The sequence below is a fragment of the Corynebacterium suranareeae genome (assembly GCF_002355155.1).
GTDB classification, from domain to species: domain Bacteria; phylum Actinomycetota; class Actinomycetes; order Mycobacteriales; family Mycobacteriaceae; genus Corynebacterium; species Corynebacterium suranareeae.
On record NZ_AP017369.1, the window covers coordinates 1,940,928 to 1,965,651 of the forward strand.

A 24,724-nucleotide genomic window follows, 5' to 3' on the forward strand; every position below is an offset into this window, starting at 1 on the left:
AACGATGAAAAAGACTATTGTTTCTGCCCTTGCTGTACTTGTGGCACTCACTGCAACCGCGTGCGGACCTATGCCTGACACTACCGCTGATTCCGATACTGCTGCTCATGCGCCAGCCACCAACACTGTGGCACAAGCCATTGAAGACAGCAGCAACGGCGCCGATACCGATGCACCTCCGAAACGCCATGTTCAAGACATTGAGACCTTCACGCCGCAACAGTTTGGCACCGCGTTTGATAAATACTCTTCTCAAGATCCACTTCAGCTAAGGTATGTCCTGCTCCCTGATGGGCAATATGTACTCTGCATCCGCGACTGGGATAAAAAGGGCTACGCCGGAGGGCTTGCCATGTCCTGCGATTGGGACAACAAAGTCCCTGCAGACGGCATTATCCCCATGCCGACAAATAATGCAGGCACCCCAGACTCCGCAAAAACTACAAATGCCACCGAAGCAACAGAGCCGACTGACGCGCCTGCGCAATAAATCCGCACAGCAAAACCACCACATAACCCCTTAAGTACCCGCTTAAGGGGTTTTTCCCCTGTATCTCCCTGCACCGCAACTCGTACACGACCGTTAAGAAAGGTTTTCCGCCATGAACGCTCAGCAGCAACTGACCTCGACCACCGACTACGCGACACAACTCGCTGGCACCTTTGTACAGAAACTCCACAGCGAAGCAGACCTAACGCAGACCTTCTTTAAAACAACGTCTGACGATTGGGTGCGCACCTCTTATCCGGGCCTCAAAGACCTCGATGTGCTCAAGCGCTACACCAATGAAGAAATGGCCGACATAGCAACAACTGTGCTCTATGCGCCTGATGATCTCTCAAACAAACACAATATCTTCAAAACCTACGCAGTGCACGAATCTGTACTTGACGAGCTTGCCATCGGATCTATTATCTGCGACGACAGCAACTACCCTGTGCCGCTGATGAAATTGCCCCACGCGGATAACCCTTTTTACGCCAAGTGGTCCATGTTCGGGATTAATGGCGACTTCGACAGTGAAGATATTCTCGGCGTCAGGATCAAAACCAGAATTCTTCACAGCGCCTAGATTCCACACCACTATCCAAGCCCTCAGACAAAACGCACCAGGTTTTGTCTGAGGGCTTTCTTTTTTCTGGCCCCGCTTTTCTCGTGCACACACCTTAAAAGCACAAGACAACGACAGCACAGCTGCGTTCGGGAGCATATGTGAATCCTCGCTGTGCCTGCACTCGCAGGCATACAGCTTACTCAACAACACAGAAAGTACCCCTCACCATGCTTAACGCACTTAACGCTGTCCTTGATGTTGTCGAATCTGCCCAAGGGCTTGTCTTTGTCGGCATCACTGCTTGCCTGCTCACTCTTGCTGTTATCTACATCAAGAACTATCCCCACGCGCCACAGCCTGCTACCTACCACCAAGACCACCCTGACCAACCAACTGTGCCAGAGCCGCTGCACGTTCTTAAAACCGCCCAAAAAACTAACTCTAATCTCCACAGTGATCTCTACGCTGAAGAAAAGAGCGCATGATCATGCCGTCCATGTACGAACAGCACGTTCTGAACTACCTCAACGACCCTAAATCCACTGAAATTGTCCTGAACTCTTCGATGCATTCCCTTGAGCTTCTTCAACAAGAATCTTTGAACATTTATAGCGGTGACCACTGGCTTTTTAGTAGTAAAAACTCACGTTACCCAAAACTTCATGAACTTCGCCGGGATGCTTATCGTGCTGGTGTGGAGGATGGCCTGCGACAGTCACAGCGCATCTTAGAAGACTTTCAATCCACTATTCACAAGATTGTTCAAAAGCGCGAGCAGCCAAGCTATAAGGATCTGCAGGCAGAACTTGCTGCAGCCCGCCAAGAACTCGCTCAACTCAAAGACCAGAAAGAGAGCTAACCATGACCATATCCACTCAGCCTCGCACCATCGTCTCTGTCACTGTGCGTGCGCTGCACCATTGCGCAGTCACCGACATGTACGTTTTCGCACAGATCATGGGTGACCCTGATCTTAAAACCTCATTAGAACTCGCAGAGCACGCTGCCGATCTGCTCTATGACAACCGCACCGGTCTACAACCAGACTATGAAAACACTGTTGAAGATCTCTTTAAATTGCACGCTGCTGTTGTAGCCGTTGGTGCGGAGAACGTTGTTATCAACAAGAACAACTCGCAGGTTCTTGCACTCAGTCCCAAGGCAACCGGCCCAGATAACATCGTTGACCTGCACGCATTGCTGTCGCTTCCTGATGTGCATGTGTTTCATGTCGGCGGTGTGTCAACCAACCGCAACGGAGTGCTGTTTCCGCGTGATACTACGCACTGCTATCCCACCAACAGCGCTATTCGTGCTGGTCTTCGTCGCGCATTCCGCCAACTCACCGTGAAAGAGGATGATGCACACACCGCAGAAGCTCACGTTATCCGACTCCTCAAAACAATGACGAATCAGCCAGGTGACCCGTTCCTGCTCAAAGTCCTTGAGGACAAACACCCGCTGCTAGAAGTTACCCTCAATGATGACGGTTCCCAGCTGCTGTGTACCAACGACTACTTTGAGTTTTTCGATGATTGGCTTATGTCAACACTGAGTCACCGCAGCACTGTCACCATTCTTGTGCAAGAAAAGATCACCATGCACAGCGAATACCGCTGCTTCACCAAAAACGGGAAAGTTATTACTTCTGCTGCCAATATTGATCACCACACCCCACTTAATGTCAATCTCGACACTGCTCCGGGTTGCCCTGATCTCCGCATCCAAGCCCGTCGCACTAGCGGCGGTGAGATTCTGCCCATTACCGCAGACGCCATGAGAGTCGTGCTCGCGCTGCATGATTTCGCCAACACAGTTGCACGAGCTGTCTATGACAACCCTAGTAAAGACTCCCCATTCGACCCCCCGTTGGATGATTATCTGTGTCTCGATGTTGCCTGGGATGCTGATAACAACCTCCCAGTTGTCGTCGAAGTCAATCCTGTGGCGATGTCTGGGCTCTTTGCTACTGATGTCTACCGCACCGGCTATCTCGTTGATTTCATTAGGCACTACACCTCCAATCCAGATAATCGCCTGACCAGTGTGTTTGCACAGGGTGGGTTCTCGCGTGCTGTCAGCAACAGCTCGCAGTTGTAGGACTGGTGGGTGGTCTCGACACTGTGCCCTAGGTGCTGCTGCGTACCAACGCAGCGCCCACAAAAATGCAGCACAGCTGCATTCGGGTGAACCCGTGACAATCGCACGGGGCTTGTTTACCTGGCACTCAAGCCCCGTGCACCGCATCAACAACCAACCTAAAAGAAAGGTTTTCCCACCCGTATCTGAACACTCCGAAAACTACATCCACCGTACCTACGGTGTACCCACCTTCGTTTTCTGATAATTAAACCCCACCGCGCGCTGTATCTGCTGTATCCGACACCCCTTGAAGCCCTGCTTGAAGGGGTGTTTTGCACACCTACCAACATCTCCCCCTACCCGCACCCGTACACCTCTAAAAAAAGAGAGCTTTATCATGTTCGAATCCCCTACACCTATCACTGTTCACGTCGAACCAAAGACACTCAGCGCTGTTACTGACCTTACGGTCGATGCACGAGAACTCGCAGAGCTACTGCTCAGCACCACTGACTACCGTGTGTTCTACATGCCACGTCTCGCCGGCGTGACCCCTATCGTGTCCTACCTCTATGTCTCCGATGGGGAAAACTTCCTCATCGTTGGTCGCTCTACCTATGTGCCCTGGGAATACTACGTCCACTACCCCATCAAGCCATCACGTGAATTTGGCTCCGCTATTGCAGTGCCACTCGATGAATCTGATGCACCAGAAGATGCCACAGCTGTTGTTGCTCTTACCAAGCAATACATGCAACCAATCATCACCCCAGGTGCGAGTTATATGCGGGGCTTTTACAATCATGTCACCTTCGACAACCACCTCAATGCCCATCGACCACTGACCCAGATCATCTCAGACTAACAGCTATATTCACCTAGCTACTCCATCTGCACGACCTGTGCGCCTATACATCAGTACATCAGTGCAGATGGTGAGATCTGATCCATGATCCCCACACTTTAAGAAAGAAGCCGTTCATCATGTCTAATTCTGAATCTGCCTCCCTACCCGAGCCACTTCCAGAGGGTTTAGCGCTGTACGACCACCCTGAGCACGGTCTTGTAGTGACGTCCTCCAACGAAAACACCCCACATGTCACCAGCGTGCTCACCACCTCAGAGTCATTTGACATAACCCCTGAAAAATTGACCGAATGGCAAGACGTCCGAGTCCACAACGCCACCAACGTTGATTTGCCGGCAGAATTTCGACTCGTTCAGCATCCTGCGTGGGGTCGCATGATCGTCAGCACCGCAAATCATCAATACGCCGAAAACATTTACCCAGCCATCTTTGTCGATCCGCGTGACACCTGGAAAATTGTTGATGCGCACATCATCACTGTGCATAAATCCTCATTGACCTTCATCTAGCCTTCTGAAAGAGCACTCGCTATGACTACACCATCGCCATATTCGCTCTATGACCTGCTGAAAGATTTCATCAACGCTCCGCAGGATTTCACCTGGATGCTCGCGCAACACAATAATGAGCAATATTTGATCCACAGCATCAACCAAGAAAATCAGATCTGCCTGCTAATTGCTCACGATGGATCTGGGTTGTCTACTGCAAGCACCACTGAAGTATTCCCGTATCTCCGCAAAGATTCACCGATCGGTCTCGCACCACAACCAATTAAGAAAACCCTCGTGCTGCCACGGGCTTAAACACTCACTTTTCTGTGCCCTTTTCTGTGCCCCACCCCAAAAAAAGACAAGCGATACAGCAGCACAGCTGCTGTCGGGGTGATGTGTGAGCTCGCCACATCACCCCGCTGGGCTCGTTAAAACCCGCTCGAAAATTCCTCTTAACCTGCATAAACTAGAAAACATAAGGTTCGTCAACACCCACTAAGAAAGAACACTCTGCGATGTCTGTTCAACCCACTGCTGTACGTACCGTTACCTCTGCCCCAACTACTGACCTGACCGCCACCAAAGCCACCCATCAACTCCCCGCAACCATGATGCTGTGTGCTTATACACCAAATCCACACCGCGCAGCATTAACTGTCGTTGCGTCCCGCGCAGCTGATCGCTTCGGGCGCCACACCATCTTATGCTTAAGTAACAACACTGCATATGCGCTTGCGGTTCCTGCTGACACACTCACTGTTGAACCCAACAGCACACTGCCGACGCAGCTCACTCTCGCTGAACACACCACCTTTGGTGCTGTAGTCGCAGTGCGCACACCAAACACTCGTACCGGACAGCACCTCTATATCCGATCTAGTGTTACTGCTGAATCTGCTGTTCATACCGGCACCGCAACACCTGCTGAGCTGGTCCTTTAACGCTTCACCCACTACTTTTCGCTTCGTTTCACCCACACCAGCACATCACCCTCTCGCATCACGCCAAGAGGGTGATGTGCTTTTTTCATACTTTTTTTCTTATTACTACAGAAAGAACACCACCATGTCTGCTTTTGACGAACTTCGCACCAACTACCGCCACAAGTTCACTGATACCTGGCCTGCCGCCACCGTGGTCCGTACCGGTTACTCCGCCAACCCAGCGTTTATCATCATCTCCGCTGATGCCATGACGCAGGACACCCATGCCGATTCCAATCTCATCACCGTCAAAGAGCACCTTAACGGCCTGCTACCGTACAGCGTGCAGCGCAAGGATCGCGCCTTTGTCTCTGAGATCTACACCCCTATTGACCTGCTCGAAGGTGATCCAGAACTAGCTCAAGAAATACTCGATGTGCTCGACACCTTGAACAACAACGCTGTCTTTGACGATACGCACTACAGCGAGCTTGAACTAGAGCGCCTCAATGAATATGTCATCGACACCTTGGCCTATGACATGAAGTCCGACATGATGCGCACTCTACTTAAGGCCCAGCCAGGGGCTGATCTTGAGTCAATGGAAGAACTCGACATTGCAGCTATCCAAGATTGGATTGATTGCAATTCCTCTACTGTGCTTGAGCACAATGACGGCAGCGTCGATGACGTGCCTTTTGATTCCCTCGCATTAGCCAGGCTCTACCTACAACAGCGCACCGGCCACTCTGTCTAAGCACGCTGTGTAAAAACACCACCCACGCACACGCGCACACTTCTAAGGAATATACCCATGTCCACCGGCAACAATAGAATCTTTCTCGGCCAGCTGTTCCATGATGGCTCCTGCATTTTTGACGAGCTTTATCCCCATGAATCCGCACGTCGCGACGGCATCATCGTTGAGCTTATACGCCTTCAAGATGATGAGCTAGAGCGCACTCATGGCAGCTCCATTGAGCCTATTACCCGCGAAGAAATCAACGATCATCTACAAAAATTCGGTGGCGCTAATGCAGATCAGGCGCTACAAGACATCTATTACTGGTTTAGTGAAACAGTCCCCGACATTGACATGCATCTCAGCGACTTTGCTGTACCCGAGTGGGCTGTTGCTGGTGCTAAGGCTGTTACTAGATCAACACTCGGTGATCTACACCTAGAGTCCGACGCATCAAAGTATTCAGGTCACGGTTATTTTCCTCGACCACGCTAGAAAAAGGATAGACACCCTTGACGTCACCAACTAATTCCACACATACCTATGACTTTGGTATCGCTAAAGAAGATCCATCACTAGAACGCTCCTGGGAGTTCTTCAAGGAAGAGACCCGCGATCATGAGCTCACCATTCTCCATGATGATGGCGTCTACCGTCATCTTCGTGTAGCACAGCCCGGTACCGCTATTTTCAGCTGGGACATCATTACGTGGCCTGGGCATCTCGCTATAGCCGGCGATATTGGTGACGGATTCACCTTCGCACGCCTGCACGATATGTTCGACTTCTTTACCCCCTATGCATCAGATGCGGAGGCCATGCCGCAGATTAATCCTGACTACTGGCGCGAAAAACTCGGTCACGCTCAGCGCGGTGTGGAGAAGAAATACTCCCCGCATAGTTTTATGCACCAAATCCGTCAGAGTGCTGAAGAATACACGCAAGATTATGAAGATCTCCACAATCACCCGCATCCTACCTTCAGCGTTGAAGAATTTTGCAGCAGTGCTGTGTATTACGCCGAGGACGAACACTCTGCTCGCGACTGGGCAAGCAGAGAGAGCTCTATCGAGGTGCTTGGTCAAGACCTCTACTGGGAGGGTGACTTCTCTGTCTTTGATCATCATTTCATCACTGCGTGCTTTGCCATTTCCGATGCGATTCGCCGCTACCGCAACGCTAAAGAGTCTGATGCTGTTATTGCCGAAAATAATAACGCAGCACAGTAAAAACTCTCTGTAACTACCCCGAAAGGACGACTCAACAACTATGTCTACAACCACATCCCCTGGATACACCGTGCGCCCCATCAGCGCCGTTCCCATGTTGATTATCGCTGATGTTTCCCACACGCTTAGCCGTTTGACCCACTTGTCAACGGCCAAACCCGTAAACGCTGTTCGACTCGATGCTGTGGTCGATCTATTGCTGCAGCTCGCTAACCGACCTAAAGAGTCATACCGAGAGTTCGGCGGAATCATCATGCATCCCGAGTTAGCAGCACGCCCCATCAACTTAAAAGATGTCATGCATGTAACCCGCACCTTCGGTAACAAAGCCCACGGACGCAAAAAAGTCCCTGTTGATGCCTTTATCGACGTGATCATCATGCTTACCGATCAGCCCACACCAGGATCTCAATTCCGTACTGTGTCAGAACCAGAGCGGTCTCTACCACTGCCAGCAGGCATGATCATTATCGAGCAGGATCATGATGATCACATGCACACCCTGATTGGATTTATGCGTGAATCTGCTCAAGGTAATTATGTCGCATTCTGGGCTTATGTCTCAGAACCTGATCTTTGGGCTGGGCAACAAGGCGGCAACGCCAATCTGTGCATTACTACCTATGATCCGGCTAACATCCGCGTCGCACGTGATCAAAGCGCTGCCGGTCTGCCTGAAGAACTAGCACTCGCAAGCCACCCACGTTTTGGCACTGTGCTCGTTACGCGTGCCACCAATGACATTGGCGACCACCTTGTTCTCACCACCTTCGAGGGTGGTGCTGCCCAGACCTATGCCAAGCCTGATCAGTTCCTGTTCTTGAGCTAAGTCTGAGGCTGCAGGCACAAGCACAAGTGCAGACACGGGCAAGACAACCACAGCAAAGCTGTGTTCGGCGGGGTATGTGAACGCTTAAAACCACACAAACGGGGTGCTGAGAAATTCAGCACCCCGTTTGTTGATGAGTAAAAAAATCCCCAGCATATTCAGTGGGTATGCCACTAAAAGTACCCCACAACAACACAAGAAAGCCTCCAACTCATGTCTGAACGCACCTATACCCCCATCGACATTAACGGCTCCCCGATCGACACTCTGAACACCGCTATTAACAATCTTGTTGCACTCATACCCACCGGCGACTCCGCACTTATTTTTGAAGACGCTGTGGAACAGCTTCGCTTCATGGCAGATGATGTTGCCCGCCGTGGAAACCCTGAATACCAATATCAGCGTGCACTAGAGGTCGGCCAGCACCTTGGCCTCCCCAAGCGCTTCGCACTCGCCACCTGGGTCAATGATGAGGGCGACGTAGAACTTGGTGTCATCTGCAACACGTTCAACCGTGATGAAGACACTGGATCACGACTATTCCTGCATATCTCAGTAAGCCCCGCCTACGAATCCCCGCACAACACCTACGGCGTGAACTATGGCGATGTTGCTATCGACGAAGCAGGTTTTACCTTTATCACCGACATCAATGACGAGAACGCCCGTATCCCAGAAGGCTTAAGCATTGGTGTTGTCGATGGGGAAAAAGTTGTATACACCAATCAGCTCGACTCTCGCAGCAACGCCCTGACCTTCAAACCAGACCTAAACAAGTACCCGCTGGTAGATCCCTACACCATCGACAAAGTATCCATGTACTACATCGCAGAAGCGTAGATGCTCGCAGCTAATAGTGACGTAGCTGAAAATCCACATCATCATCAACAAGCCCTGTGCACATCACGTGCGCGGGGCTTGTTCTTATTCTCCCCACAACTAAAGAAAGCAGAACAATAACAATGTACGATCGCACACCTATTCCTCGCACCGCCACTGTGCTTGAGGCACTGACCATCACCCGCGCCAACCTCACAGCATTTGGCAAAGACACCCATCAGTCTTTTAACCCAGTCTTCACCAGCGCTCTTGCGGAACTCGATAGCATCATCATCGAGGTGGAAAACAACAACCTTGAAGCCAACGTTGTCAAAGATGCGCAGCGTCTCGCAGAGAGCATTGGTCTACCGCACGGCGTTCTGGTCGCAACATTGACTGGTGACGACACCTGTTTTGTCTACCCTGCACGCTGGGCGCACCTTGATGGCCGCGCTATGTGGCACGTTATTTCTCACGAAGCAGACAGCCCACACGGTATCGAGGTCTTTGTCACCACCAATGACAGCTTCACTTTTATCACCGAGCGTCACCGTGCATTAAGTTATGACGGTCAGCTGCCGTGGTGGATCACCCTGTATAACCATGACGGCGTTCCATCTTTGCGCTCTACTCAAGTCAGCCATGACGATGGCACCTACCTCGTTCTTAGCCCAGTGGAGACGACCTACGGTAATCTCGGAGAATTTGAGATTGACGAGCTTGTACCAGAGGAAACAGTAGATACAGCACCACCAAAACAGCGCTCACACGAAGGATCAGCTTACGATCCAACAGAAGATGTCGCCTTCCAGACTGTGCAGATCGCACAGAAGTTGCAGCTCCCCGATGGGCTCTATCTCGCAGATAACCCAACATATGGTCGCGTTATTGTGGCACAGCCACCGCAGCATAACCCAAACAACATGATCGCCTTTGGACTGTACCAACAGCCTGATAAAACTGGTGATGGTTCTTCCTGGGAAGAACTCGAACCCTACGGCGCCGATTCTCAGTACCAAGATCCAGACTGCTTCACTTATGTCAACGACGACCGACGCCTTAACTCTGTACGACCAGAAACCTGTGACCCTCAGACAGGACTTCCACTAGGTATGCGCGTTGCGCTCTGGACCAACAAGCCGGGCAAACCAGGCCCACGCGTCATTGTCGCACCACACAATAACAATGAGGACGGCACTGAGCTGATTTTTGTCCGTGAAATTAACTCAGAATGTGGCGCCTACATCGTTATTGTCGCTGCTGAAGAGATCACGGAGCTGCACGAGGTAAACGATCAACCATGACAAACGCAACTCGTGACGCAAGCTTAGCTGCAGCAGCCAAACTTGGGTTACCACCTGATCTTTTCATTGCCCAGCACACCACACACGGTGTGTGCATTGTCTCCAAACATACTGTGGCCATCCACAAAGACGGATATTCCTGCCACCTTGGTCTCCACTTAGATGCAGCGGGTGTCGTTAATCTCTGGCACCCCAGCATCAACGACCTCACACCAGTTGTTGCCGCAGAGCTGCCCGATTGGATCATGCTCAAGCGACATAATCGCTACGGCATTGTTGCTGCATCCGTTAACACTGATTTTCACCCACCATTAGAAGACACCACTGAGCACGACTGTCATATCGCATTCGTTGTCAACGGTCTGTACAAACCCACAAGACGCCCCTATGTCATGACCTTTGAACCCAAAGAGCTCCACGACATCTAAACCAGAAAGGAAATTCGCCATGTCTCACGACAACGCTGTCACGCAGCAACCTGTCAACCATATTCATATTCCAGCGCACACCACTGCGCATTCAGATCGCTTCGAGCATCCAGACAACGGCTATGGCTACACCGTTCGCCAGGACACTGATGTGGAGAACCCGATGACGTACCATGACGCGAAAGATGCAGCGATCTGGGCTTTTGGACAACCGCGACGCGGGAGCACCATCCCTGATAAGCCAGAAGGCAATGACATCCTCGACATCTTTGCCAAATTCATCCACGGCGATTACGACAATGACTCAGACATTTTCGACATGTCCGAAGGTGATGCTGCGGTATCACTCATGCGCACCAAAGAATATGTCGCTAAACACCATCCAGAACTTATTTTCGACATCTCTGCGAAAACCATTGTCGGTTATTCTCAGAGCGATTGGCTCGATGTGGTCTGTGCTACTACTGCTGCCACCCGCGACGAGCTTATCCCTGCTGACAGTATTATTGACATCTACCGCCAGCGGGCTTTTGGTGATGTGTGGACAGTAATCCCTGATTCGCAGCCGGGTCTCGCAGGTATTTATGCCGATGATCCAGCTGACGCCCTTGCATACTATCAAGAGAATTTCGAAGATGAGCCCATCTGGGATCTCTTGAGCAAACACGACGCCGAAAAAGAGGCTGCTGCGCTGGCAGCTGCCTCTGCTGCAGAAAACCACGCACTAGCACGAGGTACTACCCCAGTCATTATCCGTGCACATGACATCATCACTAATGCACGTCACCTCATGTCCGATAGTGCTGACGACAATCCCGAATACGATCGTGCCTTGGTCGAACTTAGTGCTCATCTCTTAGGTCTTGATCTAGATGACCGCGTTGCTGCAGAGATGACCATTTTAGGTCGCCCTGTATCTGAAGAAGGATAACCACCGCACAAGAAAGAAGCACCCCCTCATGGCTCGAACCACACCTCCACCGGCTGATGTTCTCAGCATCATTAACCGCAGGCGTAGCCATGCTGCGCAGATTCGCCCCAGTCGTGAAGCCGGCCTACAGCTCGGTCTGCCTCGCGGCATGTGGATCGCCGTGCACGAACTATACGGCAGGTGTATGGTCGCACCATCACCTAATCCAGCGCGCAACAACTGCTACGAGGCTCTGTACCTTGACCGAGACAACCACATTGTCGTTGTTGGAGATTTCCAGCTCGATGAGCTTGCACCTGTTGTTGCTACAGAACTCCCCTCGTGGGCTATGACAATCACACACGACACTTACGGCCTCTGTGTCGTATCGAGTAAGCCCAATATCATGCCGGCAGGCTTCCCCCTTGGCAACCTCTACAACAACATGCACATGGCGCTGGTCTTTAACGGGCTGTCTGACATGCCGATGCAGACCACGTTAAGCCCCGAACACATCGCAACACTACAAGAAAGAACCACTTAATCATGACTATCCCACAAGAGGTACTAGACAGCCCGGAATACCGTGTGATCAGCGCCTTCTACGACGGTCAGTCTGCTGCACGTACGGGGCTACCCTATATCAAACACATTGATGAGGGCTTGGCTGTGCTCGATCGTATTCATGCATCACTGTCAACGCGTAAAGCCTATTGTCTGCATCCTATTTTCCAAGGGACACACAGCTTTAAAGATCTAGAAGGTAAAAAGAACGCAACACCTATCATTGTCGGCGTTAATATTTCTCTCGCCGATCTTGATCCTTTGGCTGTTATTTATGCCACGGAGTACCGCCACACTGCGAACAACCACCTGGTCAAGCACCATACTGGACCAGATCAGAAGATCGCATTGTCACCGCTGCACGGTGTCAACGACATGCTCATTGCCGACAAGATTCAAAACTATGCTGACTTCATGAAGTATCACTATGGCGCCCATACCAACAGCGACAATCTTCATGCCTATTTCCTTAACTGGCATCGTCACCTCGGCGTTGACTTTCATGATTTTGCTGACCTGTGGAGTTAACCAGCCTGGATTAAGTAGTATTCAATGTCGCAGCCCCGTAACTTAAGTCAATTAGTTATGGGGTTTTGTTATTATTAAATTTAGTAATTAAATTTCTACGTCATCCCCGATAAGAATAGGACACATCATGCGTCAACCCGCCATCAACGAGCTGATGCAAGCTCCCCACCCCTACACCGTCCATGAGCTGCTGAGAGCACCACACAACTTCACCATCAACGAACTACAGTTCACCCAAGCACTCGCTCGCGGACAACATGTCATCATCATCTCCCTCTGGGCCGACCGATGCTTTCTTTTTGAACCCACCCTTCGTCAAATCCTTAACGAGAGCACCCGTGAGATCGTTCCACAGCTGCACCTGCCGAAGATGACCATCGACTTTGACGTGGAAGCTGCAGGACATCGTATCGAGAACCAGCGCACTGTTGTACAAAACAAGGGTAAGCGTATTTTGCCACCGGGCTACGACATCGCTTTTCACGGTGACTACGGTTATGTCCTCACGCTGCCTCATTTCGCGGGTCGCTTAAGTGCAGAGTCCCCATCAAGCACCCACTTCATCTACTACGAATCAGCGGGTGGTCCGTACCACATGGAATTCGGCATCGCTCGACCCGGCACACTTAAATGGGACAGAGTGGACACCTCCACTAATGATGCGCTGCTTTATGCGTTCAACAGCAAGCTCGGTGGAATCAGGCTCGCATACGATACCCACGGACCACTTATCGTTTCCCCTGGCGCAGACGCTGATGGATGTCACGCTATCTATCGGCCCGTCCGCGACAACCACAACAATGTTTATGACACCTCATGGATTAACTGGCAGGCTACTCTCCTCATTGACCAATTCTCATTCGCGCCAATCCACTCACTCGGTGACCCCGACCTTGAGTCACGAGAGCCAATCAACCCTGATCACGTACTACCAGAGGGTATGTTGCTGGCGATTGACGAGGAGGTTGGTCCTGTTGTCGTATCACCGCACGCCAATGAGCGTCAGTGCCACAACATCTTCCACGATGCCCTCTTCAATACCTCTGTCTCGGATCGACCACTAACCCACCTTGCTCAGATCAGTTACCTCGAACTCGCGGACCTCCCCGACAACCTCAGGCTTGCTGACCACCCCGACTACGGTCGAGTCGTCGTTGGTGAATCTGATCTCCCATGGAATGACGAGGGTGAATGCGACATTTTCCGCCTGTGCAGCATTGATGAATCCCCTGCCGGTGCTATCCACGATCGCATTCAAGAATCTGAGCTGTCGTTCATCAGCTAATTAGCCCGAATTAAGCAGTAGCCAACTCCACAGCCCCGTAACTTAAGTCACTTAGCTACGGGGCTGTGCTAATACTATCAACACAGAAAGGAACTCCCATGTCTGATACCCAGAAAACAGAGTTCGACATTGACTGGCAGGCTGAATGCATCCGGCTTGACCGAGAGAACCAAGAATTCATGCGAGCCATCTATGAGAAGCAGCAGCGCGACAAGCTGGAACAAACCACTGAATTCCGCATCGTCAACGAGTCAAATGGCACTGTCCACCGCGACAACATCACCGACTACAACGAAGCACGCACTATTGCACAGCTCTACGACAACGCTGTCATTCAAACCCGACCAGCGTACCCATGGAAAACACTCACACCATCTACCAGCACAGATTCAGGAAACTAATCATGACTAACGCACGTACTATCCCAGAAGACCAACGACTACCTGAAGGCATGTGGTTGGGCTGTGAATTCCGAACCGACGAGATCATGGTGATGTCGCCACATAAATCAACAATGTCTGGTTGGGACACCTTCTCCAACAGCGATGATGCAGAGCTCCCCTCATATGGCACCATTGAACCTGGTGATGTCGAAGAAATCCCTTATGAAGGTACTCGCAGTTTGCCAGCTCATCTTCGACTCGCTGACCACCCTGACTATGGTCGAGTCATTGTCTCTCGATGCACCAGCGACGAAAACTCTGACTTCTTTGAGATTTTTCGACCATCTACACGCTATCCATCCGGTGCCGGTCAAAGCTTCGTCCACATAAACACCCTACATTTCTCTGACAACACACTCGCTGATATGGACAGAAACGCACGCCAAGGCTGTGTCGGCATGTGGGCCAACGTTGTCACAGATCCAAACGATCCCATCAACAGCACTGTGCAAGCTGTTATTTTGAACCCCGGTCAAGACCCCGATTACCCAGATGAGTACCGGGTCAGCAACGCAGCCATTGGCTTTGAAAACACCTCACCCGAGCTGGTGACACCACTGTTTAATATGCCCCGCGCCTATGACCGCAACGGCAATCCGCCAGGTCACCCCAACTTTAAGGAGTAACCCACCCATGTCTACACCTAAAAAGGCACAAGAACTCAGCGGCGTCAATATTGGCGATGTTGTTAGTTTCTCTCACGAGGGCGCCGATATTCGCGGCATCCTGCGACAAATTCATCATGACGGTAACAGCACGTACTTGAGCCTCATCGACATCGAATATGACGCTAAGAACAATTATGACTTCCCCGAATACGACTGCGACCCCAACGACATCATCAACCTAGAAAGATAAACACCCATGTCTGCACTCAAGAAAGCAGCAGAACTTAATGCGACCAATATTGGACAAGGAATTCGATTCATCAACAGTCGTGGAATCATCCCCTATGAGGTCAATATGGAACTGCGACAGATCAACCACAACGGCGCCGAGACTGTGCTCGATGGGTACATCATCGACGGTGACAACCTTGTCACCGGTACTGAACTTGAACAATTTCTTATTTCCCCCAGTGCCCAGGTCATCATCTACGACATCTAATTCTTAACCTGTAACGCCCTTCGCGCTGGGATAACAGGACATGTCATACCTGTCCCGGCGTGCTTTAAAAATATCTCAGCACATATATACTATATGTGCACCATATATACAGTTTTTAATCAAGAAAGCAGGTAGCACTCCCCCATGGGACTAGTCCTTATTATTGGCGGCGTGATCGTCGTCGGTATTATTCTCGCCATCGTCGCAGGCATTATTTCACTGTTTTCCCGTACCTGGATCAAGGTCGCAGCAGCCGATGAAGCACTCATTGTCTCTGCGAAGGGGAAGGGTGAGTCGCAGGTCATTGTCCACGGCAAAGCCGTGGTGATGCCGATTACCCAGACTCACCAGAAGATTTCTCTTCGTTCCCGACAAGTGAACATGCAGGTCACCGCGCAAAGCGATGACAATGTAACCCTTAATGTTGAAGCGGTTGCACTGGTGAAGATTGGCTCTGAGCACGAATTTATCCGCCGTGCAGCACAGCGTTTCGCATCCAGCGACAAGGAAATCGCACAGTTTACTCAGGACCAGCTCGAAGGTGTCCTGCGCGGTGTCGTCGCACAGCAGACGGTGACCTCACTCATGCGTGAACGCAAGAAGTTCTCCGAGCAGATCGCAGAGACTGTCATTCCAGAACTAGAAAAACAGGGTCTGAACCTTGACTCTTTCCAGATTCGTGGCATTACTGATTCTGTAGGCTACATCAATTCTCTTGGAGCACCAGAAATTCAGGCCAAGCGCCAAGCTGCAGAAATCGCTGAGTCTGAGGCAGCACGCGCCATTGCAAAATCTCGTATTGCTAACCAAGAAGCAGATCTTATCGAGCAAACACAACTTGATGAGAACAAGGCTGCATCTGATGCCCGCATCGGTGAGGCACGTGCCCAGGCTATGCAGGCAGAACGCCTTGCTGATGAAAAAGCCCGCCAGGAAGTTCTCGCACAGCAGGCAGAAAATAAACAGATTGAGCTGGAAGCACAGGTCAACAAGGTCGCCGATGCAGAACGATACCGCCGCAAGCAGCAGGTAGAGGCTGATACCTTCGAGCAGACTCGTCGTGCCCAGGCGAAGGCAGAAATTGCCGAAGCTGAAGCACAAGCTCTTAAAACCCACGCTGAAGCAGAGGCCGAGGCTGTGCGTCTTAAAGGTCAAGCAGAAGCTGAGGCAATTAAGGCCAAGGCAGAAGCCTACCGCGAGAACCAGGAGGCACTACTGGCACAGCAGGCCATGGAAATTCTGCCAGATCTCATGGCACAGTTTGCCCACGGCTACGCCAACATTGGTTCCATGACCGTGCTTGCTGGCGGTGGCGCCACCTCTGGTGATGCTGCAGCTATTGGTGGCAATCTCGCCGGCGAACAGGCTGTTGCATTACAAGGTGTTTTCGCCACCGTGAAGCAGACCACCGGCATTGATCTTGCTGAACTGATTCAAGGTCGTGCACTCGGTCAGGCGCAAGGTGAAGCACAAGGCAACGCTATTGCAGCAGCCCTTGAGCAGGCACCTCGCAATGAGTAGTAATTAACACATCCCACTTAAACCCCCTATAAGCAGCTGACACTAGTTGTTTATAGGGGGTTTTTCATCTGCACAGATACAGTTAGTCGCATGTACGCGCATTACATTTTAGACACCATGCTTAATCGCTCTATCAAGCAGATTGAGCAACGCCTGGATCGACAAGACACCACCATCAGCGACGCCATCGCCGATAGCGTGCACGACGAGCTGCATGAATACGCAACGGCTAATGCACCCTGTGACAGCAACAAACAAGCACTCCTTGGTCATGTCGAGCTTGATATAGCGGATCTACAGATCATTATTGACAGCATTCACCCTGCACAGGGCGCAGATATGGTGGTGTGCGGCACAGTCTCAGCATCGACAACGACACTGTTTTATACCGTTGATGAGGTCTTTACCCAAGGCTGGCGCAGTCACTTTGGGTCAGTGCTTGTCGAAGGCAGCTTCGCATTGTTGATCGACCCAGACAGCTGTGACGTGCACAATCTTGATCTTGTCGGTCAACAGCACGTGCACTGGGTGCCAGCTCGACAGCCGTAAAGAAGCCGTAGGTCTTTTTCGCTCGGAGTGTAAACACTATCCCGAGCGAACATGGGCGGAAGCCCATGTCGGGGTGTTGTGCGAATCGCTGTGTGAGGACTACCGCAGCGTGAAAAAACAACTACCAAACAACACTTATAAAGAAAGACCTTTTGCTCATGACCTCTACATCTGTCCCTACCACCGCTTTTAACGACCACCTTGTCCCCTTAGCCGAGCTTGATGAGCAAGCTCTGCGCGACAGCGTTGGTTCCTGGGCACATTATACGCACCCGCTTGACCAGCGCGAAGAACCCGAACTCGTTCTTATTCGCCGCGTCAACAGCTCAGAACGCGTCTGGGTCTTAAGTTTCACTGACCTACGTGCCGATGCAGGTCTCGTGCCTCGTACCGCGCCTAATGCTGATCCAGCAAATATTCGCAACACCATTTTCGCCGTGGCCGTTCGTGATCTTGTCCTTGATCGCTCACTTCCACGGTTGCTCAATCCTACTGGCGAACCCCCAGCTGGCGAATGGGAAGAAGGCTTTGTCTACGTCGATTATGACCAGAGCGACACCGTAGATGGCTACCTCATTGGGCACAGCGAACCTGTCTCCATCGAAAGCCAAACCACCGGCGAAATGCACTACTTCACTAAAGTTCCAGGTGGTGTGGCTGTTGCCAACAATCCCGATGGCACCGAACAAGGTGTTGCACACCGCTGGGTCAGCCACTGGGAATCTTAAGACACAAGAAAGTAGCACTAGCTATGCCTAATCACCCACCAATTTCCACCTTCGATGACCGTCGCTCTGCTGTGCGCGAAGCTATTACTGATTATCTTGCCAATGCATATGCAGATGGGTTAGGCGGTTACAGCATCAGCGACACCCACCTCGACAACCTTGCTGAGAAATTCACCCGCACACATGATGAAGCACAGTACGATGCCGGCTTTGATCCTAATGATCTTGAACCAGAGACTTTTGTTCGTGACATTGAGATGAGCTGGGATGAGCGCGCTATTAATCGTGCACTGATTCCCCTCACCCGAGAACACCCACAATGGTGATTTTGCAGTCAACATCGTTGTGCACCAGGGTGATAGTGACACTGACAAACTTGTACCCGGCACAGTGCCACTGTATCGAGAGGGCGGTCTGGTCAGCGAAGACATAGAAATCATCTACCAATAACACACGACTGTGAAGAAAGAAGCTGCAATGTCCACCACATCCACCTATGAGAGCCGCAAGGCAGCTATTCGCGACGCTATTCTCGCCTATGTCAACAACATCAAGACTGCTGCACCCTACAGCCTTCATGCCCATGATCTCGAACAGCTTGCTGTAGATCTCACCTACAGCATCGAGGTTGGTCTCGGTGAGATTGATATTGATCCTGATGCTGTCGAAGCATCTGAGCTCGCCCAAGACATTGAGCTTGACTGGATTAAACGAGAAATCAACAAAAAGCTTGTGCTTCCCACCCGAAAGCACAGCTTTGACTTCATGCTCAGCGACGGAACAAAAGTCTCGGTCGCAGCCTTTGTCAAAGGTTTCAACATCACCGACACACTTGGTCAGACTACTGATGTGCAGACCCTTGACACCATCAACTCAGAGCGCGTCGCTCATGGCATCGAACTTGGTGCTGTACGTCTCTATGGTCATATTGGCGCCGATTCTTTAGATGATCTTGAGCTGCGTTATGTCCCTATTACCCAGCTAAAGAAAACACCACTGAGCTGGAACTCTGTCGGCACTGATATGGAAAAAGTGATCAACAACGGCGATGTTGCTATCACTGTTGAAGTCAACCGCCCACGTCATGAAGAAGAAACCGGCACGGTACCAATCTATGCCGAAGACGGCGAGACCGCCGTCGATGAGGTAGAAATCTTCTACCAAGAGTAGACCAACCCACATAAGAAACCCCGTAGCAGTGCTCAGGCGCTGTTACGGGGTTTCTTTTTTTAATCCACATCGTCTAATTCAACAAAAAGCATAAGAAGCCCAGCGAACAATGTCTTTTCTTTAGGTTCATTGGGCAGTGCAGCGGGGGCTGCACTCGGGGTCAGGTGTGAATGCATGGGTCGGCCACAGTGCCATGACCTGCAGCTTCGTGCGCAACCATGTGCGCGAAGAAAACACACTACATAAAAAAACTCACGCTCATTAAAGGACTAGACCCATGTTCACTCGTACTCTTTTCACCACCTTCATTGCCACTGTTATCGCTATGGTCAGCTTTAGCGCTCACGCATCCGCCATCTCTGTTGATCACACTCACACCGCAACAAAGCTGTCCAATACCGTATTTGTCGATGCTAATGATCGTTCTTATTGCTCAGGAACCCTTATCTCGAAGCAGCATGTACTTACTGCACGCCACTGTTTTGCTGATGATCCGGCCACCGCTGTGACCATCGGGGACGTCATTGACCAGGCTAATTCCCGTGCTGTTATTCACACTGTTGTGCATCCAGACGCCGATATTGCGGTACTTACTCTTGATGCACCTGTTCTTGACGCTGCGCCAGCCGCCATTAATCTTGGCTACCAGGGTCACGGCACTGCCCTCCATGGTTCCGGCTTTGCCGGCAACTATGGCGAGGGCTCTATCGCACAAGATTTTGCTGGTGATAAGTTCGACAACCGCTTCTATGACGCCTACGGCAACACCCTCGTTATCGCAGCACAGCGCGAAATCGTTCACGGTGATTCTGGCTCTGGTCTTAAAGATGACAACGGCGCTGTCGTGGGTGTTCTTGACTACCGTTTCCCCGGAATTTTCGGTGAAACAGGGGGTGCCACCATGCACGATTACGGCCAGTGGGTCGTAGACAACACAGGTGGTCAGGCACAAGTCGTAGACAATCCACAGGGTGCACCAGCAGATGCAGAACCTATGACCGATCGGTACAACGATCTACCAGCACTGATTGCTGAAGGCTTCCAGACACAGACCCAGGTAGCCACCGAGCAGGTTGAAGCAGCTCACGCTGAGTTCACCGCACAGGTCGATCAGGTTATTGCTGATGCACAGACTCAATTCCAGACCCAGCTCGATGCAGGACTCGCTGCAGCTCTCAGCTCATAATGCCACCTAACCAACTCATCTGATTCACCCAACCCCTACCCCTCTGAACAGCTCTTATAGCTGTGCAGTGGGGTTTTATTCACGCTCGATCACAATTTTCCTAAAGGATTCACAGGTATAACCACCATGAACGCATCCCGATTTATCTCTCGCTCAGCACTGATGTCACTTCTCGCACTTGTATCTGCATGTGGCTTCATTGCGCAGGCCAGCCCTGCTCACGCAGTATCTAACACTACATTCCTCAAAACCACAGCCTCATACTGCAGCGCAACACTGATTTCCGAGCAGCACGTCCTTACTGCCCGCCACTGCCTTAATAGTGGCCCAGCTACATCCGTGTCTTTTGGCGACCAGATTGATCACAACCGACGACACGCCGTTGTCCACACTGTTGTTCACCCCGATGCCGATCTTGCTGTACTCACCCTTGATGGGCCAGTCACCTATGTCCAGCCGGCAGCGATCAACACCGCCAAACAATTTGTTGGCGCTCCGGTAAACGTCACCGGTTTTGCTGGAAACTACAAGCAAGGTCAATGGGCTCACCAGGCGCACGGCGCCGTGACTGATCATCAGTGGGATTCCCGCTATGGTTTTTCCATGAATTCGTTGTTTAATGATCGAGTCATTCCCGGTGACTCCGGCTCAGGCATCAAAGACGCCAACGGCAACATTGTTGGTGTGAGCGATTACACTCACAAGGGATTCGAATTCCGAAGCGGTGGTGTCACCATGCACACCTATGGTCAGTGGGTTGTCGATGCGACCGGTGGGTCAGCCCAGGTCGTACACAACAACTATGGTCTCGGTGTAGATCTGAGTAATATCACCACCAGCTCCGGGTCAAGCATGTCACCCGCCGCACCTATTGATACCAGTGACGTTGTTACCACCATTGATGTTGTTGATACAGCATCAACCAATACGGACGCACCTGGTTTCACCGCATTCGACAACGACACTGCTGTGCCTATGGCACCAACCCCGACCCCAACTCTGGTTGTCCCTAGTTCTAGCGAGATCTCCACTGCCGTGTCAGAAATATCTGCATTAGTACAGCAGGCTCACACCGATGCAGCTCAGGCTGTTCATGAAGCGGAAGCTGAATTCCACAACCAGCTTGCTGCGGTCTTCGCTCAGTAGTTTAAGATCGCCGGTGCCCTTTATCACGCGCCGGCGCGCGCCGGCTAAAAATGCCCTGTTTTACTCCCTCCGCCTGCATTTTCATCACTAGCAGGCAGGTCTCGCTGCGTGCACGCACTCTCAAGAAAACTAGCCTTGAGCTGCACTAATGGTGGTTTCTCACCACGGCCAACGTAGTGACCTGCGATACATTTACTTTCGTCACAGTGATGTTATGCGACCACCTAATAGGTCCCTCAAATTTACGGACCCCTTAGAGAGCGCCCTCTATTTTGCCAAAAAAGCACAACACCTACCACCACTCCCCGTGCACGGGTTGGGGTGATGACGCTCCTTCATATGTGTTGTGTGGTTTATGCAAGTTATCTACACAACTACTGTGTCATCTCGTCCACTGTACCTACTCTTGCAGCAGTACATATGTACTGCTGCAATTTTTTTTAACACGCTCGCTGGCGCCGACCGAGCCACTCATACAACCGCAACACCCAAGTGCCGGATTAGGGTAGACCCTGACACGACACTGCCCACAGCACTGTTTAGACTGTCGGACTAAGTGGCCTGCCGGCTTTTCCCAACAGTGTCGGGTCAAGCCTAAGACTTATTCCGACAGTTTATTCGATAATTATGCACATACTCCGCAATAATGTACTCGGTGTACTTTTACACCCAGTGCATGTTGCCATGACTTTGCTCAAAGTAGAAATCACCACAACATACCTTCACAATACATCCGTCTTGTTTTGCAAACGAACCCATTATAGTTTTAGCAACAAAACCCGCGTATGCATATATTAATGTTCACAACTAATGTTTTAAACAAGTACATAGTTCTGTGTTTTCTACTCCCCCACTACTGCAATAATGGAACGTAGTTTTTAACACAACACACAAAACTATTAAAGGTAATGGCATATGTTTGGCACTAGTTTTAACGAACAAATAACTAACCCAAGAAGTCAACGAGTTTCTTATTTGCGTGTTTCTAGCACTGATCAGAATCTGGCGCGACAACGTGAAGCTGTTAACCATTCGGGTCATATTGATCGTGAGTTCACTGATGAACTTTCCGGTGGCGCCAAATCACACAGGCCCGGTTTAGAAGACTGCATTAATTATCTTCGCGAAGATGATGTTCTTGTGGTCGCATCTATTGACAGACTTGCACGCTCTCTTGTTGATTTACGTGTCATCATTGATCGCATCACAGACAAAGGCGCGTCGGTCATTTTTCTCAAAGAGAATTTGAATTTCGCCGCAGGCCGCGATGATCCCCGAGCAAACCTCATGCTCGGTATTTTGGGCAGCTTCGCAGAATTTGAACGCTCCATTATTCGCGAGCGCCAAGCCGAAGGTATTGCACTGGCGAAAAAGGCGGGCAAATACTCAGGTCGCCCAAAAGCCCTCAATATGGAACAAATACAAGAGGCGAAAGATATGATTTCTCAAGGTGAAACAAAATCCTCTGTTGCCAAGCATTTTGGTATCAACCGATCAACCTTATACGACTATCTCAAAAAATCCTGAATAGTAACTTCAAGAAAGTAGCTTAAACTTTATGCATCGTGGCCGCACGTCTACCGCTCAGTGAACCTACCGCTTCACCGATGTGAAGCCAGGTGCTGCTGACATTATTTTGTCCTCGACCAATAAGTGGGTCGGCGTTGCCCATAAACAAGCACCTGCATCAGAGATCCCCTATGGCACGCTTGACTCTATCGCTATGTCCAAGCCTTTCGCCTGGACGCAAAAAATCAAGATGTGCTCATGCAGCAAGTGGCATCTCGCCATTAAATGCACAGCCGAGGATCTACGCCTCCACCAACAACCTGTGAACGGACGTTTTGGTGTTCGCGACGTGATCTTTGCTGACCTTAATACCCCACTGTTTCCTAACAGCCATGATCTTATTGCCAATCTTGACGACCGAGAAGAACTTGGCGAGGACGCACGGTTAAGTTTTAACAAACGCGAAGATGCAGCCGCATTTATGGCTGCCAATAAAGCAAAACGCCTCAACTTTGATAAGCGTGGCCGTAGAGCCAGTCACATCAAACCGCACGAACGCAAAGCATTCAAGAAGCACCGCAGAAAATAACGACAGCGAAGCTGCGTTCGGTTATGTTCTCGAACTGCTGTAGTGCACGCACTACAGCCAACTACCACCGTAGAAGCGAGAACATATTATGTCTGCCGTTGATCTTTACCAAGCACGCATTCCTTTTCAACGCGATGGCGTGCGCTGTGATCATACGATGATCACTCGCATTCAAGCCGGCCTGCATCTTGGTGGCTGCCGCGCAGCAGGACTTCTGCCTGTACCAGCACATATCGACCATATCGTCCGCCTAACAACCACTGATTTCTATGATCTTGACTCTGCACCGCAACTGCTCAGCAACACTGTGCTTGATGTGTTGGACACCACCACCCAAGACTTGAGCGCGTTGTGGCCTGTTGCAGAGCACATTGCCACAACCGTTCCTGAATCAGAGGACGTGCTTATCCACTGCCAGATGGGTATCAACCGATCAGCGGCGCTGATGGCACGGGTGTTGATGCTGCGTAACAGTTGCACAGCCGATGAAGCGGTAGCGTTGCTGCGTGCTCGACGCTCACCATTTGTGCTGTTCAATGAGCATTTCGTGGAACAGCTACAAAAGCTGTAGACATTCTAAAACCATTGCCCCAAGAAGAGATGCTTCTCTTCTTGGGGTTCTTTTTTCTTGCACGAGGTGTAGTTACGGTTCTGTGATGCTGGGTATCTAGGAGGGCTTTTTCCAACATTAATTAGATAGATTAATTTTTAAT

At 50.9% G+C, this 24,724-nt stretch carries 34 protein-coding genes; all 34 read left to right on the top strand.

The annotated features are described in order from the left end of the window. Positions 1-4: 4 nt before the first annotated feature. A complete protein-coding gene (locus N24_RS09100; protein ID WP_096456261.1) occupies positions 5-490 on the top strand; it encodes a hypothetical protein in 486 nt (161 codons plus the stop codon). Positions 491-602: 112 nt separating this feature from the next. Further along, the gene (locus N24_RS09105) at positions 603-1,073 is read left to right on the top strand and encodes a hypothetical protein (protein WP_096456263.1); all 471 of its coding nucleotides are present in this window, start codon (positions 603-605) and stop codon (positions 1,071-1,073) included. 209 nt (positions 1,074-1,282) lie between these two features. Then, positions 1,283-1,540 (top strand): hypothetical protein, encoded by a 258-nt coding sequence (locus tag N24_RS09110; protein ID WP_096456265.1) that lies wholly within the window; start codon positions 1,283-1,285, stop codon positions 1,538-1,540. A gap of 11 nt (positions 1,541-1,551) precedes the next feature. Beyond that, positions 1,552-1,914, top strand: coding sequence for a hypothetical protein (locus tag N24_RS09115; RefSeq protein ID WP_157736416.1), 363 nt, complete (start codon positions 1,552-1,554; stop codon positions 1,912-1,914). 2 nt (positions 1,915-1,916) lie between these two features. Next, entirely contained in the window at positions 1,917-3,155 is a 1,239-nt protein-coding gene (locus N24_RS09120) for a hypothetical protein (RefSeq protein WP_096456269.1), read from the top strand. 379 nt (positions 3,156-3,534) lie between these two features. Next, positions 3,535-4,002 (top strand): hypothetical protein, encoded by a 468-nt coding sequence (locus tag N24_RS09125; RefSeq protein ID WP_096456271.1) that lies wholly within the window; start codon positions 3,535-3,537, stop codon positions 4,000-4,002. Positions 4,003-4,121: 119 nt separating this feature from the next. Further along, positions 4,122-4,514: a hypothetical protein gene (locus N24_RS09130; RefSeq protein ID WP_096456273.1), complete on the top strand. Its 393-nt coding sequence runs from the start codon at positions 4,122-4,124 to the stop codon at positions 4,512-4,514. Between the two features lie 21 nt (positions 4,515-4,535). Continuing rightward, complete coding sequence (locus tag N24_RS09135; RefSeq protein ID WP_096456275.1) at positions 4,536-4,811, top strand: hypothetical protein; 276 nt, start codon at positions 4,536-4,538, stop codon at positions 4,809-4,811. A 203-nt stretch (positions 4,812-5,014) separates the two neighbouring features. Further along, positions 5,015-5,440 (top strand): hypothetical protein, encoded by a 426-nt coding sequence (locus N24_RS16585; protein ID WP_231910951.1) that lies wholly within the window; start codon positions 5,015-5,017, stop codon positions 5,438-5,440. 124 nt (positions 5,441-5,564) lie between these two features. Beyond that, complete coding sequence (locus tag N24_RS09145) at positions 5,565-6,179, top strand: hypothetical protein (protein ID WP_096456277.1); 615 nt, start codon at positions 5,565-5,567, stop codon at positions 6,177-6,179. A gap of 57 nt (positions 6,180-6,236) precedes the next feature. Next, positions 6,237-6,659, top strand: a complete 423-nt coding sequence (locus tag N24_RS09150; RefSeq protein ID WP_096456279.1) for a hypothetical protein — start codon at positions 6,237-6,239, stop codon at positions 6,657-6,659. Between the two features lie 17 nt (positions 6,660-6,676). After that, complete coding sequence (locus tag N24_RS09155) at positions 6,677-7,393, top strand: hypothetical protein (RefSeq protein ID WP_096456281.1); 717 nt, start codon at positions 6,677-6,679, stop codon at positions 7,391-7,393. Between the two features lie 40 nt (positions 7,394-7,433). Further along, positions 7,434-8,222, top strand: coding sequence for a hypothetical protein (locus N24_RS09160; RefSeq protein ID WP_096456283.1), 789 nt, complete (start codon positions 7,434-7,436; stop codon positions 8,220-8,222). 213 nt (positions 8,223-8,435) lie between these two features. Continuing rightward, complete coding sequence (locus tag N24_RS09165) at positions 8,436-9,065, top strand: hypothetical protein (protein ID WP_096456285.1); 630 nt, start codon at positions 8,436-8,438, stop codon at positions 9,063-9,065. Positions 9,066-9,187: 122 nt separating this feature from the next. After that, positions 9,188-10,348 carry a hypothetical protein gene (locus N24_RS09170; RefSeq protein ID WP_096456287.1) on the top strand — a complete coding sequence of 387 codons (1,161 nt, stop codon included), beginning with the start codon at positions 9,188-9,190 and terminating at the stop codon, positions 10,346-10,348. Continuing rightward, positions 10,345-10,776: a hypothetical protein gene (locus tag N24_RS09175; RefSeq protein ID WP_096456289.1), complete on the top strand. Its 432-nt coding sequence runs from the start codon at positions 10,345-10,347 to the stop codon at positions 10,774-10,776. The genes N24_RS09170 and N24_RS09175 overlap by 4 nt, the downstream gene beginning before the upstream one ends. A gap of 19 nt (positions 10,777-10,795) precedes the next feature. Beyond that, positions 10,796-11,707 (top strand): hypothetical protein, encoded by a 912-nt coding sequence (locus tag N24_RS09180; RefSeq protein ID WP_096456291.1) that lies wholly within the window; start codon positions 10,796-10,798, stop codon positions 11,705-11,707. A gap of 28 nt (positions 11,708-11,735) precedes the next feature. Next, positions 11,736-12,230: a hypothetical protein gene (locus N24_RS09185; protein WP_096456293.1), complete on the top strand. Its 495-nt coding sequence runs from the start codon at positions 11,736-11,738 to the stop codon at positions 12,228-12,230. A gap of 2 nt (positions 12,231-12,232) precedes the next feature. Further along, positions 12,233-12,778 (top strand): hypothetical protein, encoded by a 546-nt coding sequence (locus tag N24_RS09190; RefSeq protein WP_096456295.1) that lies wholly within the window; start codon positions 12,233-12,235, stop codon positions 12,776-12,778. 127 nt (positions 12,779-12,905) lie between these two features. Beyond that, entirely contained in the window at positions 12,906-14,063 is a 1,158-nt protein-coding gene (locus N24_RS09195) for a hypothetical protein (protein WP_096456298.1), read from the top strand. 98 nt (positions 14,064-14,161) lie between these two features. Further along, entirely contained in the window at positions 14,162-14,464 is a 303-nt protein-coding gene (locus N24_RS09200) for a hypothetical protein (protein ID WP_096456300.1), read from the top strand. Positions 14,465-14,466: 2 nt separating this feature from the next. After that, positions 14,467-15,132, top strand: a complete 666-nt coding sequence (locus N24_RS09205) for a hypothetical protein (RefSeq protein ID WP_096456302.1) — start codon at positions 14,467-14,469, stop codon at positions 15,130-15,132. A gap of 7 nt (positions 15,133-15,139) precedes the next feature. Beyond that, the gene (locus tag N24_RS09210) at positions 15,140-15,364 is read left to right on the top strand and encodes a hypothetical protein (protein WP_096456304.1); all 225 of its coding nucleotides are present in this window, start codon (positions 15,140-15,142) and stop codon (positions 15,362-15,364) included. Between the two features lie 6 nt (positions 15,365-15,370). Beyond that, positions 15,371-15,613 (top strand): hypothetical protein, encoded by a 243-nt coding sequence (locus N24_RS09215; protein ID WP_096456306.1) that lies wholly within the window; start codon positions 15,371-15,373, stop codon positions 15,611-15,613. Positions 15,614-15,757: 144 nt separating this feature from the next. Then, the gene (locus N24_RS09220) at positions 15,758-17,134 is read left to right on the top strand and encodes an SPFH domain-containing protein (protein ID WP_096456308.1); all 1,377 of its coding nucleotides are present in this window, start codon (positions 15,758-15,760) and stop codon (positions 17,132-17,134) included. Positions 17,135-17,224: 90 nt separating this feature from the next. Next, a complete protein-coding gene (locus N24_RS09225) occupies positions 17,225-17,683 on the top strand; it encodes a hypothetical protein (RefSeq protein ID WP_096456310.1) in 459 nt (152 codons plus the stop codon). Between the two features lie 158 nt (positions 17,684-17,841). Then, positions 17,842-18,411 carry a hypothetical protein gene (locus tag N24_RS09230; RefSeq protein ID WP_096456312.1) on the top strand — a complete coding sequence of 190 codons (570 nt, stop codon included), beginning with the start codon at positions 17,842-17,844 and terminating at the stop codon, positions 18,409-18,411. Positions 18,412-18,434: 23 nt separating this feature from the next. Beyond that, positions 18,435-18,737: a hypothetical protein gene (locus N24_RS09235; RefSeq protein ID WP_096456314.1), complete on the top strand. Its 303-nt coding sequence runs from the start codon at positions 18,435-18,437 to the stop codon at positions 18,735-18,737. A 151-nt stretch (positions 18,738-18,888) separates the two neighbouring features. Beyond that, positions 18,889-19,581, top strand: a complete 693-nt coding sequence (locus N24_RS09240; RefSeq protein WP_096456316.1) for a hypothetical protein — start codon at positions 18,889-18,891, stop codon at positions 19,579-19,581. 277 nt (positions 19,582-19,858) lie between these two features. After that, a complete protein-coding gene (locus N24_RS09245; RefSeq protein ID WP_096456318.1) occupies positions 19,859-20,767 on the top strand; it encodes a trypsin-like serine protease in 909 nt (302 codons plus the stop codon). 126 nt (positions 20,768-20,893) lie between these two features. Then, on the top strand, positions 20,894-21,913 hold the full coding sequence (locus N24_RS09250) for a trypsin-like peptidase domain-containing protein (RefSeq protein WP_096456320.1): 1,020 nt from the start codon (positions 20,894-20,896) through the stop codon (positions 21,911-21,913). Between the two features lie 915 nt (positions 21,914-22,828). Further along, positions 22,829-23,440, top strand: a complete 612-nt coding sequence (locus N24_RS09255) for a recombinase family protein (protein ID WP_096456322.1) — start codon at positions 22,829-22,831, stop codon at positions 23,438-23,440. A gap of 82 nt (positions 23,441-23,522) precedes the next feature. Beyond that, positions 23,523-24,011, top strand: a complete 489-nt coding sequence (locus N24_RS16590; protein WP_231910953.1) for a hypothetical protein — start codon at positions 23,523-23,525, stop codon at positions 24,009-24,011. A gap of 88 nt (positions 24,012-24,099) precedes the next feature. Further along, a complete protein-coding gene (locus N24_RS09265; RefSeq protein WP_096456324.1) occupies positions 24,100-24,582 on the top strand; it encodes a dual specificity protein phosphatase family protein in 483 nt (160 codons plus the stop codon). Positions 24,583-24,724: the final 142 nt, after the last annotated feature.

Bases quoted from the DNA above. Each gene is read 5' to 3' on its own strand.
- N24_RS09100 (WP_096456261.1), top strand. From the start codon at position 5: ATGAAAAAGACTATTGTTTCTGCCCTTGCTGTACTTGTGGCACTCACT.
- N24_RS09105 (WP_096456263.1), top strand. From the start codon at position 603: ATGAACGCTCAGCAGCAACTGACCTCGACCACCGACTACGCGACACAA.
- N24_RS09110 (WP_096456265.1), top strand. From the start codon at position 1,283: ATGCTTAACGCACTTAACGCTGTCCTTGATGTTGTCGAATCTGCCCAA.
- N24_RS09115 (WP_157736416.1), top strand. From the start codon at position 1,552: ATGTACGAACAGCACGTTCTGAACTACCTCAACGACCCTAAATCCACT.
- N24_RS09120 (WP_096456269.1), top strand. From the start codon at position 1,917: ATGACCATATCCACTCAGCCTCGCACCATCGTCTCTGTCACTGTGCGT.
- N24_RS09125 (WP_096456271.1), top strand. From the start codon at position 3,535: ATGTTCGAATCCCCTACACCTATCACTGTTCACGTCGAACCAAAGACA.
- N24_RS09130 (WP_096456273.1), top strand. From the start codon at position 4,122: ATGTCTAATTCTGAATCTGCCTCCCTACCCGAGCCACTTCCAGAGGGT.
- N24_RS09135 (WP_096456275.1), top strand. From the start codon at position 4,536: ATGACTACACCATCGCCATATTCGCTCTATGACCTGCTGAAAGATTTC.
- N24_RS16585 (WP_231910951.1), top strand. From the start codon at position 5,015: ATGTCTGTTCAACCCACTGCTGTACGTACCGTTACCTCTGCCCCAACT.
- N24_RS09145 (WP_096456277.1), top strand. From the start codon at position 5,565: ATGTCTGCTTTTGACGAACTTCGCACCAACTACCGCCACAAGTTCACT.
- N24_RS09150 (WP_096456279.1), top strand. From the start codon at position 6,237: ATGTCCACCGGCAACAATAGAATCTTTCTCGGCCAGCTGTTCCATGAT.
- N24_RS09160 (WP_096456283.1), top strand. From the start codon at position 7,434: ATGTCTACAACCACATCCCCTGGATACACCGTGCGCCCCATCAGCGCC.
- N24_RS09165 (WP_096456285.1), top strand. From the start codon at position 8,436: ATGTCTGAACGCACCTATACCCCCATCGACATTAACGGCTCCCCGATC.
- N24_RS09170 (WP_096456287.1), top strand. From the start codon at position 9,188: ATGTACGATCGCACACCTATTCCTCGCACCGCCACTGTGCTTGAGGCA.
- N24_RS09175 (WP_096456289.1), top strand. From the start codon at position 10,345: ATGACAAACGCAACTCGTGACGCAAGCTTAGCTGCAGCAGCCAAACTT.
- N24_RS09180 (WP_096456291.1), top strand. From the start codon at position 10,796: ATGTCTCACGACAACGCTGTCACGCAGCAACCTGTCAACCATATTCAT.
- N24_RS09185 (WP_096456293.1), top strand. From the start codon at position 11,736: ATGGCTCGAACCACACCTCCACCGGCTGATGTTCTCAGCATCATTAAC.
- N24_RS09190 (WP_096456295.1), top strand. From the start codon at position 12,233: ATGACTATCCCACAAGAGGTACTAGACAGCCCGGAATACCGTGTGATC.
- N24_RS09195 (WP_096456298.1), top strand. From the start codon at position 12,906: ATGCGTCAACCCGCCATCAACGAGCTGATGCAAGCTCCCCACCCCTAC.
- N24_RS09200 (WP_096456300.1), top strand. From the start codon at position 14,162: ATGTCTGATACCCAGAAAACAGAGTTCGACATTGACTGGCAGGCTGAA.
- N24_RS09205 (WP_096456302.1), top strand. From the start codon at position 14,467: ATGACTAACGCACGTACTATCCCAGAAGACCAACGACTACCTGAAGGC.
- N24_RS09210 (WP_096456304.1), top strand. From the start codon at position 15,140: ATGTCTACACCTAAAAAGGCACAAGAACTCAGCGGCGTCAATATTGGC.
- N24_RS09215 (WP_096456306.1), top strand. From the start codon at position 15,371: ATGTCTGCACTCAAGAAAGCAGCAGAACTTAATGCGACCAATATTGGA.
- N24_RS09220 (WP_096456308.1), top strand. From the start codon at position 15,758: ATGGGACTAGTCCTTATTATTGGCGGCGTGATCGTCGTCGGTATTATT.
- N24_RS09225 (WP_096456310.1), top strand. From the start codon at position 17,225: ATGTACGCGCATTACATTTTAGACACCATGCTTAATCGCTCTATCAAG.
- N24_RS09230 (WP_096456312.1), top strand. From the start codon at position 17,842: ATGACCTCTACATCTGTCCCTACCACCGCTTTTAACGACCACCTTGTC.
- N24_RS09235 (WP_096456314.1), top strand. From the start codon at position 18,435: ATGCCTAATCACCCACCAATTTCCACCTTCGATGACCGTCGCTCTGCT.
- N24_RS09240 (WP_096456316.1), top strand. From the start codon at position 18,889: ATGTCCACCACATCCACCTATGAGAGCCGCAAGGCAGCTATTCGCGAC.
- N24_RS09245 (WP_096456318.1), top strand. From the start codon at position 19,859: ATGTTCACTCGTACTCTTTTCACCACCTTCATTGCCACTGTTATCGCT.
- N24_RS09250 (WP_096456320.1), top strand. From the start codon at position 20,894: ATGAACGCATCCCGATTTATCTCTCGCTCAGCACTGATGTCACTTCTC.
- N24_RS09255 (WP_096456322.1), top strand. From the start codon at position 22,829: ATGTTTGGCACTAGTTTTAACGAACAAATAACTAACCCAAGAAGTCAA.
- N24_RS09265 (WP_096456324.1), top strand. From the start codon at position 24,100: ATGTCTGCCGTTGATCTTTACCAAGCACGCATTCCTTTTCAACGCGAT.